The sequence below is a fragment of the Aurantimonas litoralis genome (assembly GCF_026153195.1).
GTDB classification, from domain to species: Bacteria; Pseudomonadota; Alphaproteobacteria; order Rhizobiales; family Rhizobiaceae; genus Aurantimonas; species Aurantimonas coralicida.
On sequence record NZ_JAPFBM010000005.1, the window covers coordinates 317,932 to 331,704 of the forward strand.

At 65.0% G+C, this 13,773-nt stretch carries 13 protein-coding genes and 1 riboswitch; of the genes, 8 read left to right on the forward strand and 5 right to left on the reverse strand.

The window, feature by feature from the left end; translation table 11 throughout:
- Window positions 1-81: 81 nt before the first annotated feature.
- The 4 genes from N7I30_RS13415 to N7I30_RS13430 form a co-directional block, all read right to left on the reverse strand.
- The gene (locus tag N7I30_RS13415) at window positions 82-1,500 is read right to left on the reverse strand and encodes a UvrD-helicase domain-containing protein (RefSeq protein WP_498639461.1); all 1,419 of its coding nucleotides are present in this window, start codon (window positions 1,498-1,500) and stop codon (window positions 82-84) included.
- A complete protein-coding gene (locus N7I30_RS13420) occupies window positions 1,487-3,244 on the reverse strand; it encodes an ATP-dependent nuclease (protein ID WP_498639463.1) in 1,758 nt (585 codons plus the stop codon). The genes N7I30_RS13415 and N7I30_RS13420 overlap by 14 nt, the downstream gene beginning before the upstream one ends.
- Window positions 3,245-3,684: 440 nt before the next feature.
- Entirely contained in the window at window positions 3,685-4,575 is an 891-nt protein-coding gene (locus N7I30_RS13425) for a PIG-L family deacetylase (protein WP_498639465.1), read from the reverse strand.
- Entirely contained in the window at window positions 4,576-5,694 is a 1,119-nt protein-coding gene (locus N7I30_RS13430) for a GNAT family N-acetyltransferase (protein WP_498639467.1), read from the reverse strand.
- A 211-nt stretch (window positions 5,695-5,905) separates the two neighbouring features.
- Between N7I30_RS13430 and rpsO the strand changes: the two genes are divergently transcribed.
- Both rpsO and pnp read left to right on the forward strand, forming a co-directional pair.
- Window positions 5,906-6,259 carry a 30S ribosomal protein S15 gene (rpsO, locus tag N7I30_RS13435; protein ID WP_276324913.1) on the forward strand — a complete coding sequence of 118 codons (354 nt, stop codon included), beginning with the start codon at window positions 5,906-5,908 and terminating at the stop codon, window positions 6,257-6,259.
- Window positions 6,260-6,558: 299 nt separating this feature from the next.
- On the forward strand, window positions 6,559-8,691 hold the full coding sequence (pnp, locus tag N7I30_RS13440) for a polyribonucleotide nucleotidyltransferase (protein WP_498639469.1): 2,133 nt from the start codon (window positions 6,559-6,561) through the stop codon (window positions 8,689-8,691).
- Window positions 8,692-8,795: 104 nt separating this feature from the next.
- On the opposite strand, the gene N7I30_RS13445 is transcribed toward pnp, so the two are convergent.
- On the reverse strand, window positions 8,796-9,104 hold the full coding sequence (locus N7I30_RS13445) for a hypothetical protein (protein WP_498639471.1): 309 nt from the start codon (window positions 9,102-9,104) through the stop codon (window positions 8,796-8,798).
- Between the two features lie 94 nt (window positions 9,105-9,198).
- Here N7I30_RS13445 and N7I30_RS13450 point away from each other — a divergent pair, with 94 nt between their 5' ends.
- The 6 genes from N7I30_RS13450 to N7I30_RS13475 all read left to right on the forward strand — a co-directional run bounded on the left by N7I30_RS13450 (window position 9,199) and on the right by N7I30_RS13475 (window position 13,747).
- Complete coding sequence (locus N7I30_RS13450; RefSeq protein WP_498639472.1) at window positions 9,199-10,092, forward strand: LysR substrate-binding domain-containing protein; 894 nt, start codon at window positions 9,199-9,201, stop codon at window positions 10,090-10,092.
- A 125-nt stretch (window positions 10,093-10,217) separates the two neighbouring features.
- On the forward strand, window positions 10,218-10,730 hold the full coding sequence (locus N7I30_RS13455) for a DUF2937 family protein (RefSeq protein WP_498639474.1): 513 nt from the start codon (window positions 10,218-10,220) through the stop codon (window positions 10,728-10,730).
- Window positions 10,731-10,790: 60 nt separating this feature from the next.
- A riboswitch (TPP riboswitch) is annotated at window positions 10,791-10,916 on the forward strand.
- A 149-nt stretch (window positions 10,917-11,065) separates the two neighbouring features.
- A complete protein-coding gene (thiO, locus tag N7I30_RS13460) occupies window positions 11,066-12,043 on the forward strand; it encodes a glycine oxidase ThiO (RefSeq protein WP_498639476.1) in 978 nt (325 codons plus the stop codon).
- Window positions 12,040-12,237, forward strand: coding sequence for a sulfur carrier protein ThiS (gene thiS, locus N7I30_RS13465; protein ID WP_228241519.1), 198 nt, complete (start codon window positions 12,040-12,042; stop codon window positions 12,235-12,237). Before thiO ends, thiS begins: the two co-directional genes overlap by 4 nt.
- Window positions 12,238-12,281: 44 nt before the next feature.
- Window positions 12,282-13,079 (forward strand): thiazole synthase, encoded by a 798-nt coding sequence (locus N7I30_RS13470; RefSeq protein ID WP_498639535.1) that lies wholly within the window; start codon window positions 12,282-12,284, stop codon window positions 13,077-13,079.
- The gene (locus tag N7I30_RS13475) at window positions 13,076-13,747 is read left to right on the forward strand and encodes a thiamine phosphate synthase (RefSeq protein WP_498639478.1); all 672 of its coding nucleotides are present in this window, start codon (window positions 13,076-13,078) and stop codon (window positions 13,745-13,747) included. The genes N7I30_RS13470 and N7I30_RS13475 overlap by 4 nt, the downstream gene beginning before the upstream one ends.
- The last annotated feature ends 26 nt before the right edge of the window (window positions 13,748-13,773 follow it).

Here is a 13,773-nt window from a genome sequence, read left to right on the forward strand (position 1 = left end):
GTCAGATCGCTACTGGCTGCGATCTGCGCTAAATGCGCACTGGGTGCTACTAAGGCGAGCTATCACCGCAGGTGATCGCAATCACTTGGCTAAGAGGTCGAGATCGGTTGTTACGATGTCGATGCGGCGTGACGCTCGGGTCAAAGCGACATAGATGTCTTCCTTCGTGGCGGGCTCTGTCAGGAAAATCACCGTATTCTCATACTCAAGGCCCTTCGCAAGGAGGGTGCTGGTGACAATCTTGTAGCCATGGCGTCGGCCGGCATGACGCCGGCGTTCCTGCACATGCCAAGCGCATTCCAGCAGCGACGGGCTGTCCGGCATACAACGCAGCTGAAGGCTTTCACGAAGCGCAAAGATGAGCTCACCGCGGAACGTACGGCCTCGCTTCCGGAATTCATCGAGTAGCGCGATGACAGGCCCCAATTTATCATCCGACAAGATCGTTAGGGCCTCAGCTTCGGCCACCGTCAGAGGCTTCCGGATCTGCTTGCCGGCATGGATTTCACTTATCCGACGTAGGAAAGGGGTCTTGTTCACCCCAACAATCGCCCCCTGAAGTAGTCCCATCACAAACGTTAACCGATCCATGCCGGCCGTCGCTTCAATCGTCGAGCAGGCTGTTTGCAAATCCTTGCATTCGATTGTCTCGACGTTTTGAGCATGGACTCGCTTCGCCAACGCCGCCCGCACCCGTTCGCTGCTTTTCGAGCCTATAATGGCGAGCCGGTTCGTGTCTGACAGACCAGTGTGACTGCAAGCCTTTTTCTCCAAGGCTCTTAATCGTTCGGGTTCGTCTAGGTGGTGCACCCGGACGCAGTTTGGCGTCTTGCGCAAGTCGATAGCTTTGCCTGCGGATAGTTTGGCGCGCACGTTGCAAAGCCATTCGGCAAGAGGATCATTGTTCTGATTTTTCCATCGCCACGGGGTGACCAACTCGTAGAGTTCAGGAAAGGCCGGCAGTACGTCCTCATGCCAGCGCACAGCTGCTTCGCCTCCAAAATCAAAGATGCTCTGCAACGGATCTCCGAAAATGAGGGTTGGGACAAGTTCTGACAGCAGCACCATGACTGCGTGTTGGTCAGCACTACAGTCCTGATATTCATCCACGAGAACGAGGCCGTAGGATGCCTGGATCACGCGGTTGATCGAGCGCCCTTCAAGCAGCTTCCGCTTGGATGCATAGACTATCGACCATTGATGCCCCCGCGGCGTTGTCAGTTGCGGAAAGCCCGACGTTGCCGGATATGCTGCCGCGTATCTTAAGGACCACGCGGCAATCGTTTCGAGTTGGTAGCGATCAGACCTCACGCCCTTCTCACGGAGGCGCTTTCGGAGCGCATCAACGCCTGCGAGGGTGTGGGTGAGAAGCAAACAGCGGCACGTGGTTTCCGCGACGATGTCGGCAATCGTTTCTGTCTTGCCGTATCCAGCTGGTGCCACGACCGAACCGTGGACTTTTTCTCGCAGGGCCATCCGGAGTTGGTCAGGAATGGCCATCAATCCAGCTCCGAAGAGTGCTTATCTTTCCCTGTAGGCCCTCTTGCGCGTCCTTAAGATGGGGGCCGAGAATCGTTTGTGCTATGTGCTCCGCCTTCGCTATGTCCTTGTACCAAGCTCCATGCAGGTGCTCGCTACTTTTTCTCTTTTTCCCCTTTGCTCTCGCTGCCAAAGCGTCGAGAACGGCTTTGTCGCTTAGCCGGGCTCTGATCTGATCGATGGAAATGAAGCGATCATCCGCTTGTCTGGGCTTGTTGGCCGCATCTAGCATAGCTGTCTGATCGAGAAATGTGAGGGTGTAATCGAAGAGTATTTCGACAGCGGCCAAGGGCAGCTGATGAAACAGGACATCTTCAGTTGAGTAGCTTTTGTCCCAACGGAAAACGGTGACTCCGGCCCTTTCCAACTTGCCAAGTATCTCGGTGTCAGCAGGATCCTGATCTGAATCCAACAGCAAGCCCACATGATAGCCTAGACCACAGAACTGTCCCGCCAGCGCCGGGGCATGGTCGACCCCACCACCGTCAGCAAGGGCGATGCCCTTGAGAGCCAAGTTGTCGAAATGCTGGGCAACCCAATAATCATCCAGTCCCTTCAGAAGGCCAACTTCAGTTTTTCCCTCACATATGAGCACTGTGGGAGCCAGATATGCCTCAGGCATTGAACGAGGAGGCGCTTGGGGATCCCGCTTGCTATATTTCTTGTCCGCAGGCCGAACAGATACGTGACCATCCTCATCTCGGCGGACAACATTCAGATCGTGAACACTCAGCTCGCGGATCACAATCGGCGAGTGTGAAGTGATGAGCAACTGAGGACTTAGGCGGTCTTTCGATTTCAAGTGCTTGAGCAGCCGAACGATCCGATGAGGCTCGAGCCCGTGCTCGACCTCGTCGATAATGGTCAGGCATAAAGACGCGTTGGAGTAATCCTGCAGCGCCGCAACGAGCAGCCTTGACGACCCCGTTCCCAGCGCACGCAGGGGAACTTGCCCATCATGAATGGCTACGCTTCCGTTCGTGATCGCCAGGTTCTGGACGTCCAGACCAGCAGCGATTGTACCGGGAAGTGCGAGGCCCACCTTCTTGGCAGCCAGTTTGACGCTATCGAGGCTGCTTTTGAAAAGCGTTGCCGCCTCGTTCCTGAAATGATTGCGGGCAATCCTGCCAGCGTGGGCAAGAATGTTCTGGGTGTCCGCGATTCCTTCGCTCATACGGGCGAGCGTCGAATTTCGCCCCCAACTTAGATGCCGATCCGCATAGATACCAAGGCGAGCAGGGGCAACTCTTGTCCTGTGCGCATAGGACAGCGAGCGCTCTCTCATGTGGCCCGCAGCAACACGCTCATTCCATAGCGTCCACGTTCCCTCTAGACCTTCATTGATGCTGAGCATTATTGACAAGGCATGTTGCCCCTCCTCGGGAAGGGGAGGTTCGTCGACAACCTTGCCATTATTGGAGATACCCCTGAGATAAGGAGCATAATTCGCATCGGAAATAAATTCGTCCGGGAGGTCAGTTAGCGTTACGATTATTCTAGTGTCTTCGTTGAATTCTCCTCCAAAGAAATCTAAATCATCAAAGCGTAAGTTGTGACGTGGTGAAAGCGCCAGTTCGACAGCATCAAGAATAGTAGTTTTACAAGAATCGCCCGGGCCGATAAGACAGTTAAGCCCCTCCGCAGGTGCCCAGTTTAATTCTTTAATGCCCCGGAATTGATTGATCTCTACATAACCGACGCGCATATAGTTGGTCTCCTGATCATTAGATTAAGTAGAGGCTGTTGCGACGTCAACCCGGAATGCGCAGGCGTCTAAATGCGAGTGTCAAGTTCATCGGGCTGTAAAAATGAAATCACGTAAGATATTCGATAGAATAAATAGGTTTAGCATTCCCAGTCAGGATAAAATAATTGATTTCGAAAGAGCTTCGTGCGGGCGTGCTGTCGCAGAATACATCAAGGGTCAATATTGAAAATCGCTCCTGAAGAGCGGCGCAGCGGAGTGGCCGGCGTGGCTCAAAGTCGGCCCCGTATACGGCTTTTCGCCCCGGCCATGCGTAGCGCCGGGCTGTTTGCCTCCTATGGTCCAATCATGGCCTTCGCCGGATGCGTCTTCGTAACTTTGGTCCGCTCCGTACCTGAAGGCTAGCGAGGCCACTCTCGATTATGCTTGTCCCAAGCCCCCTACCAAAGCTCCGCCAAAGCCGCGCCGGCGAGGGCGGAGAGGATGAGGGCGGAGGAGGTCTTGAGGGGCAGTGGCTTGCGGGGGGCGGTTTCGCCGCTGAAGAAGTTCAGCGGCATCAGGCGGTTCTGGTTGCCGCCGGCCTCGCCGCGAGGCGCCTCGATGTAGCATTCGTCGTCGAACCAGGCCCAGTCGTCGGTCCAGGTCCAGCAATCATGCTCGCGGTAGACGTCCGCGATCGCCTCGGCCAGCGCCTTGTCGGTCGGCAGCCGCACATAGGGCGCGGGGTCGCAGCGCAGATAGCGCATGGCCAGCGGCAGCGAGCGCTCGGTGCAGTAGTTCGACATCCACAGGGTGAAGCCGATCTTGCGGCGCAGATGGTCGAGGGCCCGGAAGACCTGGACATGGTCCTCATGGCCGTATTCGCCCCAGGGATTGTGGGTGAAGACGTTCATGTCGGGGGCGAGCATCGGCGCCAGCGCATCACAGATGCGGGTGAAATTGTCCCGGTAGGCCTGGGCGACCCGCTCGGGCGAGGTGACCGGCGACAGCGGCGAGACCTTGCCGAGGGCGCGCTTGGCAAGGCGCGTGACCTCGCGGCGGGTCTCCTCGGGCCCGAGCCGCATGCCGTAATCGGTGAGCACCGGGGTCTGCCAGTCGGCGCAGCCATAGGTGCCGGGCTCGGCGATGTTGAGGCAGGTGACGTCGCGCAGAGGCAGCGCCGCCATGGCCGCCGCCCGCGCCGGGCCGAGGCGGGGCGCGGCCCAGAAGTCGCGAAACACGATGACGACCTTGTCCACCTTGCCGACGATGGCGTTGAACCACAGCATCTCGTCGTCGGGATGCGCGCCGATGATCATGGAATTGGTCAGAAAGTCGGGCCTGGCAGGCATTTATGTCTCGCTGGTCTTCGTCGATACTGTGCGGCGCAGCATGACCCCGCGCAGGCGGCGAAGTTTTTCGCGTATCGCAAAGACTAGCCGGGCGGCCCGGCCCAGTACAGTGGGTGTGCCGGTGAGGATGAAGATCGGTGTCGGCGCGGTGCCGAAATCGGTCTTGAAGTGTTCGTCGCCGATGGTGAAGTCGAAGATGCGGCCGCCGCGCGCCAGCCAGTCCTCCATCATCAGATCGTAGAGGACGAGACCGGGGGAGTGGCGGCCGAAATTGTCGTAGTCGGCGCCGATCAGGAGGTAGAGCAGCCGCTCGCCTTGGGTGAGGGCGAAGACATAGGCGATGGGCGTGTCGCCCTCCGACAGGCGGTAGAGGGCGCAGAAGCCGGCGCCGCTGCCGCGCTCGGCGATGGCGGCGTAGAATCGGGCGACGTCCGGCGTCTGGATCGGGTCGCCGTCGAAGCGGCCGCTGCGCAGATCGCGCAGCCGGTGGACGGCTTCGGCGGCGGCGGCGCCCTCCAGCCGGTCGAGCCGCACGGCGGGGTTCTTCAGGAGGCGTTTCTTGCGGCGGTCGAGATATTTCTGGAAGCTGCGCGAGAAGGTCGTCCGGCGCCAGTCGGCATAGGGCGCCGTCAGGGTGGCGGCATGGGCGCTGAAATCGGCGGGTTCCGGTTCGGCGGCCAGGAACAGCCGCCAGTCGGCGACGGCTTCGGGCCGGACCGGGCGCAGGCGCAGCATGTCGTGGGCCGGCAGGACGGCGCGGATGCGGGCGGTGAGCGTCGTGTCGGCGGCGAGCGCCGGGCGGCTGGCCGGGTCGATCACCGGCGCGGCGTAGTCGCTGACGCCGAGATCGGTGGCTTCCAGGAGCCGGATGCCCTGAACGCGGCGCAGGATCAGCGGCAGGACGAAGGCGAGGCGGCCGTTTGGCTGGCGGCCGGTGACGATGACGGGCGCAGCGCCCCGCGCCGGCGCCAGCATCGCGTAGAATGTGCCCAGCCAGAGCGGATGGGCGAAGGCCCCGGTGGCCGCGGCTTCGAAGAGACGGGCATAGTCCGGGCCAGAAAAGTCGAAGCTCTTCTCGCAGGCGATACGCAGGTCGTGATCGTCTGATGCTGCTGGCATGGGATCAGGGTCGCCCGTTTCGTGCAGCATTGTTACCGGTGACCCTGTTGATATTCGGTTGACGCGATCGTGATGGCGAAATGCTTGCTTAGCCGGCAATGTCTATGCCGGCGGATCGGCGGCAGCGATGGGGCGAAACGGGCCACGGCCGGTCGCGGCTAGCATTGTGGGCCGAGATCGCGTATATGCGCCGCAGCGCCGGGCGGTTTGCCTGCCCCGCGCTGTTCATGGCCCTCGCTGGACGACATCCCGGCCAGGGCGACCAACCCTCACATTTTCCAAGAAAGGGAATCCGATGTCGATTACGCTTGAGCGCAAGGCCGAGCTCATGAAGGAATACGCCACCAAGGACGGCGACACCGGTTCGCCGGAAGTCCAGGTTGCGATCCTGACCGAGCGGATCACCAACCTTACCGAGCATTTCAAGGACCACAAGAAGGACAACCACTCGCGTCGTGGCCTTCTGAAGATGGTCTCCCAGCGCCGCCGCCTCCTGGACTATCTGAAGTCCAAGGAAGAGCAGCGCTACACGACCCTGATCGGCCGTCTCGGACTGCGCCGCTAGTCAGTTTTCCGGCGGGCCGGGGGCGATACGCTTCCGGCCCGCCGCTTATGCCGCTTCCGCACGTCGGAGGCGGTCATGCCCCGGTACCCGGCGCGCCCGCAAGGCTCGCAGGTCCGACCCTTCGAACGGTCACGGGGCAGGATTGCCGGATGCTTCCGGTGCGAATGCGGGTCGCCCCCGCCGCGTGCCACAAGTGAAGCCTCCCGTCGTCTTGCCCGTGATGCGTTTCGGCACCGCAACGCGCGCCGCCCATGACCACTAGAAAGCGGTTTCGGCGCGCAGGATGAAAAGGCAAGAACATGTTCGATACCCATAAGGTGGAAATCGACTGGGCGGGACGTCCGCTCACCCTCGAGACCGGCAAGATCGCCCGTCAGGCCGACGGCGCCGTGCTGGCGACCTACGGCGAGACCGTCGTTCTGGCGACCGTCGTGTCGGCCAAGCAGCCCAAGCCGGGCCTCGACTTCTTCCCGCTGACCGTGAACTACCAGGAAAAGACCTTCGCCGCCGGCAAGATCCCGGGTGGCTTCTTCAAGCGCGAAGGCCGTCCGAGCGAGAAGGAGACGCTGGTCTCCCGCCTGATCGACCGTCCGATCCGCCCGCTCTTCGCCCAGGGCTACAAGAACGAGACCCAGGTCGTTGTCACCGTCCTGCAGCATGATCTGGAGAACGATCCGGACGTGCTGGCGATGGTCGCCGCTTCGGCCGCGCTGACCCTGTCGGGCGTGCCCTTCATGGGCCCGATCGGCGGCGCGCGCGTGGGCTACATCAACGGCGAGTACAAGCTGAACCCGCATGTCGACGAGATGGCCGAGTCGCAGCTCGACCTGGTCGTCGCCGGCACCGAGGGCGCCGTCCTGATGGTGGAATCGGAAGCTCACGAGCTGGCCGAAGATATAATGCTGGGCGCCGTCATGTTCGGCCATCGCGGCTTCCAGCCGGTGATCGACGCGATCATCAAGCTGGCCGAGCATGCCGCCAAGGAGCCGCGCGAGCACGTCGTTGCCGACTATTCGGCGCTCGAGGCCGAGATGCTGCAGCTGGTCGAAGGCGAGCTGCGCGACGCCTACAAGATCACCGACAAGACCGAGCGCTACAACGCCGTCGACGCGGTGAAGGCCAAGGTCACCGGCCACTTCCTGCCGGAAGGCGTCGAGGACACGAAGTACTCCAAGGAACAGGTCGGCACCGTCTTCAAGTCGCTGCAGGCCAAGATCGTCCGCTGGAACATCCTCGACACGGGCGGCCGCATCGACGGCCGTGACCTGAAGACGGTCCGCAAGATCGTCTCGGAGGCCGGCATCCTGCCGCGCGCCCACGGTTCGGCACTGTTCACCCGCGGCGAGACCCAGGCGCTGGTCGTCGCCACGCTCGGCACCGGCGAGGACGAGCAGTTCGTCGACGCCCTGACCGGCACCTACAAGGAGCGCTTCCTGCTCCATTACAACTTCCCTCCGTACTCGGTCGGCGAGACCGGCCGCATGGGTTCGCCCGGCCGCCGCGAGATCGGCCACGGCAAGCTGGCATGGCGCGCCCTGCGTCCGATGCTGCCGGCACCGGAGCAGTTCCCCTACACGATCCGCGCGGTCTCCGAGGTCACCGAGTCGAACGGCTCGTCCTCAATGGCGACCGTCTGCGGCACCTCGCTGGCGCTGATGGATGCGGGCGTTCCGCTGAAGCGTTCGGTGGCGGGTATCGCCATGGGCCTGATCAAGGAAGACGAGCGCTTCGCGGTGCTGTCCGACATCCTTGGTGACGAGGACCATCTCGGCGACATGGACTTCAAGGTCGCCGGCACCTCCGAGGGCATCACCTCGCTGCAGATGGACATCAAGATCCAGGGCATCACCGAGGAGATCATGCAGATCGCCCTCGACCAGGCCAAGGGCGGCCGCCTGCACATCCTGCAGGAGATGGGCCAGGCGCTGTCGGAAAGCCGCGCCGAGCTGGGCGAGTTCGCCCCGCGCATCGAGGTCATGCAGATCCCGACCGACAAGATCCGCGACGTCATCGGCGCTGGCGGCAAGATCATCCGCGAGATCGTCGAGAAGACGGGCGCCAAGATCAACATCGAGGATGACGGCACGGTGAAGATCGCATCGTCCTCCGGCAAGGAGATCGAGGCGGCCAAGAAGTGGATCCACTCGATCGTGGCCGAGCCGGAAGTCGGCGAAGTCTACGAGGGTACGGTCGTCAAGACCGTCGAGTTCGGCGCCTTCGTGAACTTCTTCGGTTCGCGTGACGGTCTCGTCCACATCTCGCAGCTCGCCGCCGATCGCGTCGCCAAGACGACCGACATCGTCAAGGAAGGCGACAAGGTCTGGGTCAAGCTGATGGGCTTCGACGAGCGCGGCAAGGTTCGCCTGTCGATGAAGGTCGTCGACCAGGAGACCGGCCAGGAGATCAAGAAGGGCGAGGAAGACGCCGCCTGATCAGGCCGTCTCTTCGCTGACAGAATGAAAGGCGCGTCCCTCGGGGCGCGCCTTTTTCGTTGGGGTAAGGGTCGCGACCTTCGGACCCGATCGGTGCCTACGCGTCAGGCGGACCGCCGGTGCCGCCGCCGCGACGAGCGCTCCTGCAGCCGGGCGATCGCCTCGAGTGCGTGGAGGGCGAGCGGCAGCCGCGCGACCTCCTCGACCTGCGGGCGGGTCAGGCCGGTGACGTCTTGCAGGATATGGTCGTCGACGCGCAAAAGGGTGTTGAAGGCGTCGCGGCAAAGCCGCTGCCGACGCTTCTCCACCGTCCAGTTATGCAGCCAGCCGACAAGGCCGGGTTGACCGGTCGTCTCCTCGTGGAGCCGGATGGGCTGGGGCAGGGCCGAATGATGCAGTATGAGAACCTCCAATTGCCGATGGGCCGAATGTGAGGGTTTCTCATTGATGAGACAAACGAGAAGGAGTAAGCCTAGCGGCAAGTTTCGCTAACAGGAGGCTCCGCCTGTGCTGACCCCCAGTCTGCCCAATCTCGACATGGACCTCGCCCGCACGATGGTGGCGATCGCCGACACCGGCAATTTCTCGCGGGCCGCCGAGCGGGTGCATCGCAGCGCGTCGGCGATCAGCCTGCAGGTGAAGAAGCTGGAGGACATGGTGGGCCGAGACCTGTTCCGCCGCGACGCCCGCAGCGTGGCGCTGACCGCCGACGGCGAGATCTTCCTCGGCTATGCCCGCCGCCTCCTGAAGCTGAACGACGAGGCCTTCTCGCGCTTCCTGTCGCCCTGCTGCGAGGGTAGCGTGCGGCTGGGCGTGCCCAATGACAACGGCGTGGTCGCCATGCCGGAAATCCTCCGGCGCTTCGCCCGGACCCATCCTAAGGTCGAGGTGGAGGTGCGGCTGGACCGCACCGAGGAATTGCGGCGGCGCTGCTGGTCCGGGGAGCTCGATCTCGCCGTCTACAGTCACGACGAACGCCTCGACGGGCCGGACTACATCCATTCCGAGCCGCTGGTCTGGGTGGGCGCGCGCGGCGGGCTCGCCGTGGCCGAAACGCCGCTGCCGCTCGCCCTCGCCGATGCCGGCTGCGCCTGGCGCGGCATGGCGCTGGCGGCGCTGGACGCCCGCGATATCGACTACCGCGTCGCCTATACCAGCGAGTTCTGCACCGGCCAGCTTGCGGCCGTCGCCGCCGACCTGGCCATCGCGCCGCTGCCGATCAGCGTCGTGTCGGACGACATCGTGCAGCTGGGCGCCGAGCGCGGCCTGCCGCCGCTGGGCAATTACCGCATGACGCTGGCCCGCCGCGACGGCGCCGGCCCGGTCGCCGATGCGCTGGCCGCCCATGTGACCGCCAGCTTCTGCGCCATCGCCGAACGCGGCACCCGGCTGTTCGCCTGACAGGCGCGGGGACTGGTATGATCAGGCAGCAGGCGTATCGTGGCCGGGGGCGCGTCGTCTGACGCGGGGCCGGCGGTCATTCTGTGCGACCGGTGCGTTGGGGAGCCTTGAGGGAGGATGAGGGAATGCCGGGGCTGATCATCCGCGTCGTGGCGGCGCTGTTTCTCGGGCTCGTCTCCAGCCAGTCGCTGGAATTCACCCAGCAATATCTGCAGCGCCTCGGTGGCGCCGTCGATGAATTGCGCAAGGTCGTCGAGCGTTTCGACGCCAGTGCCGCGGCCTCCGACCTGTCGCGCAGCGAGGCCGTCACGCGGTTGCGCGAGAACCGCGACGCCTTCGTCGCGCGCCAGGGCACGGACGCCGAACAGACGATCGCACGGTATGACGCGGTGGAGCGGCGCTATCGCAGCGTCGCCGAATCGGCGCCCCTGTTCCGCCCCTTCGTCGCGGCCGGCGATCCGGACTGGGAGATCGCCGAGCGGGCCGCCGCCGACTATCGGCCGGCCCTGCCGATCACCGTCGAGGGGCTGCTTCTGGCGGTCGCGGGTTTCGCCCTCGGCTGGGCGATCGGCGCCGGCGGCCATGGCGCCGCGCGCATGCGCCGACGCCGCCGCGAGCGTCGGCTGCCGTCGAGCTGAGCCCGCGACCGCGATCTTGGCGCGGCGGCGTTGACAGCGCCGCCTGGGAGGCACAGATTCCGTCCATCCAAGGGGAGTTCCGGCAGGGAACTGAGAGGCCATCGGCCGCCGAAAGGCGTGAGCGCGTGGCGACCCTTCGAACCTGATCCGGTTGAGACCGGCGGAGGGATGGAATGCGGTGGCCATGGCATGCGGTTCGCCGCCGGCGAGCGCCGCGCCGCCGATCTTTCCCCTGCCCATCACCCGGATCTCCGAGACGCGTCGAGGAGGATCGAGACAATGGCCGACCGGGTCGCCTGTTTGCACGACGCCTGCTGCATCGGCGGGGCCTGACCATGCGGGTTGCCGTCATCGGGGCCGGCGTTGCCGGGCTTGTCACCGCGCTGGAACTCGCCGAGCGGGGCGCCGATGTCGCGCTGTACGAGGCGGCGCCCGAGCTTGGCACCGCCGCCGCGTCGTGGCTGGCCGGCGGCATGCTGGCGCCGCACTGCGAGGCCGAGAGCGCCGATGCGGCCATCGTCGCGCCGGGTCTGGCGGGGATCGACTGGTGGTCGCGGCATGTACCGGACGTCGCGCGCCACGGCACGCTGGTGCTGGCGCCCTGGCGCGACCGCGCGGACCTTGCCCGCTTCGCCCGCCGCACGCAGGGTCATGAGCGGCTCGACGCCGACGCGATCGCCGCGCTGGAGCCCGATCTCGCCGGCCGTTTCGGCGAGGGCCTGTTCTTTGCCGAGGAAGCCCATCTCGATCCGCGCCGCACGCTGGAGGCGCTGGCCGAACGGCTGCTCGAACGCGGCGTGGCGTTGCATTTCGGCAGCCGCGTCGCGGCCGCCGACCTCGACCATGATCGCATCGTCGATGCGCGCGGCATCGCGGCGCGACCGGAGCTGCCGCGGTTGCGGGCGGTGCGCGGCGAGATGGTGCTGCTGCGCACCAACGAGGTGTCGCTGGCGCGGCCGGTGCGGCTCCTGCATCCGCGCTCGCCGATCTATGTCGTGCCGCGCGCCGACGGGCTGTTCATGGTGGGCGCGACCATGCTGGAAAGCGACGACGATCGCGGCATCACCCTGCGCGGCACCGTCGAGCTGCTCAACGCCGCCTATGCGCTGCATCCCGCCTTTGCCGAGGCCGAGCTGGTGGAGACCGGCGCCGGCCTGCGGCCCTCCTATGCCGACAATCTGCCAAAGGTGACGCGGAGCGGCCGGGTTATCAGCCTGAACGGGCTGTACCGCCACGGCTTCCTGCTGTCGCCGGCCATGGCGGCGGAGGCCGCCGCCGAAATCTTCGCAGAGACGCTGAAGGACGCATCATGAGAATTTCCGTCAATGGCGAGGAGCGCAGCGTCGAGGCCGCCACCCTCGACCGGGCGCTCGTCGAACTGGGCTATGAGGGCGCCGTGGTCGCCACCGCGCTGAACCGCGACTTCGTGCCGAAGACCGAACGCGGGACGGTGCGGCTTGCCGAGGGCGACGCCATCGAGATCATCGCCCCGATGAAGGGAGGCTGAGCATGGACACGATCGACACCGACACGGCGCACGCCGTGACCGGCATGGACATCTATGGCCGCCGCATCGCCTCGCGGCTGATGCTGGGCACCTCGCTCTATCCTTCGCCGCAGATGATGACCGATGCGATCAAGGCGTCCGGGGCCGGTATCGTCACCGTCTCGCTGCGCCGCGAATCCGGCGAGGCGCGGGCCGGCCAGGCCTTCTGGGAGCTGATCCGCGGCCTCGGCCTCGACGTCCTGCCCAACACGGCCGGTTGTCATTCGGCCCGCGAGGCGGTGACGACGGCCCAGATGGCCCGCGAGATCTTCGGCACCGACTGGATCAAGCTGGAGGTGGTGCGCGACGCCGAGACCCTGCAGCCCGACGTGTTCGGGCTGGTGGAGGCGGCCCGCATCCTGACCGGCGAGGGCTTCGAGGTGCTGCCCTACACGGTGGAGGATCTGTCGGTCGCCGACCGGCTGGTCGAGGCCGGCTGCCGGGTGCTGATGCCCTGGGGTGCGCCGATCGGCTCGGGGCTCGGGCTGAACAACCGCTACGGCCTGCGCCAGCTCAGGGCGCATTTTCCCGACGTGACGCTGGTGGTCGATGCCGGGCTCGGCCTGCCGTCGCAGGCGGCCGCCGCCATGGAGCTCGGCTATGACGGCGTGCTCCTGAACACGGCGGTCGCGAAGGCCGGCGATCCGGTGGCGATGGCGCGGGGCTTTGCCCTGGCGGTCGAGGCCGGCCGGCTGGCCTTCGAGGCGGACCCGATGGCGCCGCGCGACATGGCGGCGCCCTCGACGCCGATGCTGGGGCAGGCGATGCTCGGCGATGTCGGCGGACCGGGAGGTTCGCGATGAGCCGGGCGGAGGGACATCGGAGTGGGGAGCGCGGTGCCGAGGAGCGGCCGGGGACGGGGCTACGGCTCGATCCGTTCTACCTGATCGTCGACGATGCCGAGATGGCCGAGCGGCTGGTGCCGGTCGGGGTCAAGCTCCTGCAATTGCGCGCCAAGGACTTGGACGCGGCAAGGCTGCGGCAGGAGATCCGCCGCACGCGCGATGTCTGCGCGGCCCATGGCTGCCTGCTGGTGATCAACGATTTCTGGCGGCTGGCGATCGAGGAGGGCTGCGATGTCGTCCATCTGGGGCAGGAGGACCTGGCCGAGGCGGACCGGGCGGCGATCAGTGCGGCGGGCCTGAAGCTCGGCATCAGCACCCATGACAGCGCCGAGCTCGCCGTGGCGCTGGCCGCCGAGCCCGATTACGTCGCGCTGGGGCCGGTCTGGCAGACCAAGCTGAAGGTGATGAAATGGGCGCCGCAGACGCCCGAGCGTCTCGGCGTCTGGCGCCAGCGTATCGGCGATCTGCCGCTGGTGGCGATCGGCGGCATCACCGTGGAGCGGCTGCCGCAGGTCTTCGCGCAGGGCGCCGACGGCGCCGCGGTGGTCACCGACGTGACCCGGGCCGCGGACCCGGAAGCGCGGGCGCGCGAATGGCTCGCGGCGACCGCGCCCTACCGGCGATAGGCTTTGAGGCTGTGAGTGGGGAGGGC